Here is a 3230-nt window from a genome sequence, read left to right as displayed (position 1 = left end):
AAAAAAGTTTTCCGTGAAACGGCAAAAGGCGGCTTGGAATTGCCGGTGGCGTTTTTCAGACGGCCTGAGGAAATTGAAAACCTGTTTGTCAGCGTCAACGGTTGGGAACATGTTCAGACGGCCTTGAGCGCGGGCGAAGGTTTGCTGTTTATCACGCCGCACATCGGCAGCTATGATTTGGCGGGTCGTTACATCAGCCAGCAACTGCCGTTTCCGCTGACGGCGATGTACAAGCCGCCGAAAATCAAGGCATTTGATGCGGTGATGCAGGCAGGGCGCGTGCGCGGTAAAGGCAAGACTGCACCGACCAGCATTCAGGGCGTCAAACAAATCATCAAAGCGCTGCGCGGCGGCGAAGCGACCATTGTGTTGCCGGACCATGTACCGTCTCCGGAAGAAGGAGGCGACGGCGTGTGGGTGGACTTTTTCGGCAAACCTGCCTACACCATGACGTTGGCAGGCAAGCTGGCGCAAGTCAAAGGCGTGAAGGCTTTGTTTTTCTGCGGCGAGCGTTTGCCCGACGGTAAAGGCTTTGTCTTGCATATAGAGCCTTTGCGCGGCGAGTTGAACGGCGATAAGGAGAACGACGCGCGCGTGATCAATGAAAATACCGAGTATTGGATACGCCGTTTTCCGGAACAATATTTGTTTATGTACAACCGCTACAAACATCCCGAAGGCGCGCCTTTCCCGCCGGAAATATAGGCTTGCCGAATGTAAAAAACCTGCTTGGACTCAAGCAGGTTTTGTATTTGGTCGGAATGAGAGGATTCGAACCTCCGACCCCTTCGTCCCGAACGAAGTGCGCTACCGGGCTGCGCTACATTCCGAATGTGGGAAATTATAGGATAGGAGAAGCCGGTTTGTACAGGGGTCGATAAATAATTAATAATTGGCTGTCGATGGGTTTGTTTTAGGCCGTCTGAAGCGATGTGTTTCAGACGGCCTGTGTTTTTGTTTGCCGCTTCTGCTGAAGCATTTGTCCTAATGGCATTATAATGTGGGCAATTGTTTTTTAGATTGTCTGCTATGTTTTATCTTTATCAGTCCGACCGTTTGGAAGCGCTTGCCGAAATGTGCGCGCATATTCATCAGGCCTTGCCTTTGGATGTGGTATTGGCACAGGAAGAAGTGGTGGTGCAGAGCCAGGGGATGCGGCGTTATCTGAATGTGTTTTTCGCGCGCAAACTCGGCGTGGCGGCGAATTTGAAGTTCAGCCTGCCTGCCGGTTTGGCGTGGCAGCTGATGCGCAAATTGGTTCCCGATGTGCCGCCGCTCAGTCCGTTTTCGCCTGAAGTTATGCGCTGGCGTTTGCTGGATTTGTTCCGCAGCGAAGCGTTTCAGACGGCCCCGGAGTACGAAAACGTGCGCCTGAAGCTGGAAAGTTATTTGCACAGCTCGGCATCGGCGGATTATCAGCTTGCCGGACAGATGGCAGATATTTTCGACCAATATTTGGTGTACCGCCCGGATTGGATTGATGCGTGGCAGGCTGGGAAGCTGCTGGGTTTGGGCGATGATGAGGATTGGCAGGCGCGGCTGTGGCGTTATTTGGATGATGGCAGCCAATCGGCGCCGCACCGCGTGGCCTTGTGGGAAAAGCTGTTGGCGCAGTTGGATAAATCGGTTTTGCCGCAAAGGTTGTTTGTATTCGGCATTTCGACAATGGCACCGATGTATCTGCAACTGCTGCACCAAATTTCCAAGCATTGCGATGTGTTTGTGTTCGCGCTCAACCCGAGCAGCCAATATTGGGGCGAGGTCATCGACGAGGCGCAAATTTTGAAAAGGGGCGATGAGGCGGATTTGTCGCAGGCAGGGCATCCGCTGTTGGCTTCTTTGGGCAAGCAGGGACGCGATTTCTTTGATTTTCTGTCGGAAGTGGAAACCGAGCAGGATATTCAGGTTTATGAAGAGGGAAGAGACGATACCTTGTTGCATTGCCTGCAAAACGATATCCAAAACTTGATCATGCCGTCTGAACGCTTATATCAACAGGAAGAAGGCGAAGCAGGCGCGCAGCAGGCTTTGGTTCAGGTTCACGATGCGGACGGCAATCCAGTGTGTGTCGAGCCGGACAAGCTGCTGAACGACGGCTCAGTCAAAATCGTTGCGGCACACAGCCCTTTGCGCGAATTGCAGATTTTGAAAGAAGAGCTGTCGCTGGTGTTGCAAAACAATCCCGACTGGCAACCGCACGATATTGCCGTTTTGACGCCAAACATCGAGCCGTACAGCCCGTTTATCGAAGCCGTTTTTGGGCAGGAGCATGCAGGTAGCCAGGCTTTGCCGTATTCGATTTCGGATGTGAAACTCAGCCGCCGTCAGCCGTTGCTGTATGCTTTGGCGCAAACTTTGGACTTACTGGAGAGCCGGTTTGAAGTGGACAAGGTTTTGCCTTTGCTGGAAAGCCGGTTGGTGTTGCAACGCTTCGGTTTGAGCGAGGAAGATGTGCCGCTGCTGCATGAGACTGTTGCCGGATTGAATGTGCATTGGGGTTTGGACCAAACCATGCGCGAGGGCAAAGACAACCTCTTTACTTGGCAGCAGGCGGTAGAGCGTTTGGCCTTGGGCTGGATGCTGCCTGAAGGCGGCAACGGTATGTGGCAGGGTGTGAGCGCGTGGCATAGTAATGTCAACCAGTTGGACGTGTTCAGCGGTTTTGCCGAATTTATCCGTACTTTGGCTGATATGGCGGCGCAATGGCAAGAGCCTGCCAATGTGGAAAGCTGGGTGCAGCGTTGCCGCGATTTGCTGGAGAAACTGTTTGCTCCGGATACAGACGACCAATATGCCAAGCAACAGTTTGAGCAATCTTTGGCGAAATGGCAGGAAGAGGCGCAGTTGGCCGAATTTGACGGATTGTTGCCGTGTAAAACCGTTATCCGCCATATCCGCCGCTTTTTGGACAGCGAAAGCCAAGCCGGATTTTTGAGCGGTGGCATTACTTTTTGCAGTATGGTGCCGATGCGCAGCCTGCCGTTTAAAATGGTTTGCCTGTTGGGTCTGAATGACGGCGATTTTCCGCGCAATACCAAAGCGGCAGTGTTCGACCTGATTGCCAAACATCCGAAAAAAGGCGACCGCGCCCGCCGCGACGACGACCGTTATCTTTTCCTTGAAGCCTTAATCAGCGCACGCGAAATGCTGTATTTGTCTTATATCGGCCGCGATATACGCAATGATGCCGAGTTCGCGCCGTCTTCGTTAATCAGCGAGCTGCTGGATAC

Annotated in this window: 2 protein-coding genes and 1 tRNA gene; 2 read left to right on the top strand and 1 reads right to left on the bottom strand. The window is 52.9% G+C overall.

Annotated elements, in window-relative coordinates:
- On the top strand, positions 1 to 705 hold a 705-nt coding region (locus tag ACTHS3_RS10970; RefSeq protein WP_440367958.1), incomplete at its 5' end, for a lysophospholipid acyltransferase family protein.
- Positions 706 to 753: 48 nt separating this feature from the next.
- On the opposite strand, the gene ACTHS3_RS10965 is transcribed toward ACTHS3_RS10970, so the two are convergent.
- Positions 754 to 830 (bottom strand) — tRNA-Pro (locus ACTHS3_RS10965).
- 199 nt (positions 831 to 1029) lie between these two features.
- On the opposite strand from ACTHS3_RS10965, the gene recC reads away from it, so the two are divergent.
- Positions 1030 to 3230: exodeoxyribonuclease V subunit gamma (recC, locus tag ACTHS3_RS10960; protein ID WP_440367957.1), on the top strand; the 2201-nt coding region annotated here is incomplete at its 3' end.

Source organism: Neisseria sp. P0009.S007 (assembly GCF_051962515.1).
The sequence above is the reverse complement of the archived record's forward strand: the minus strand, read 5'-3'. Positions and strand labels throughout refer to the sequence as shown.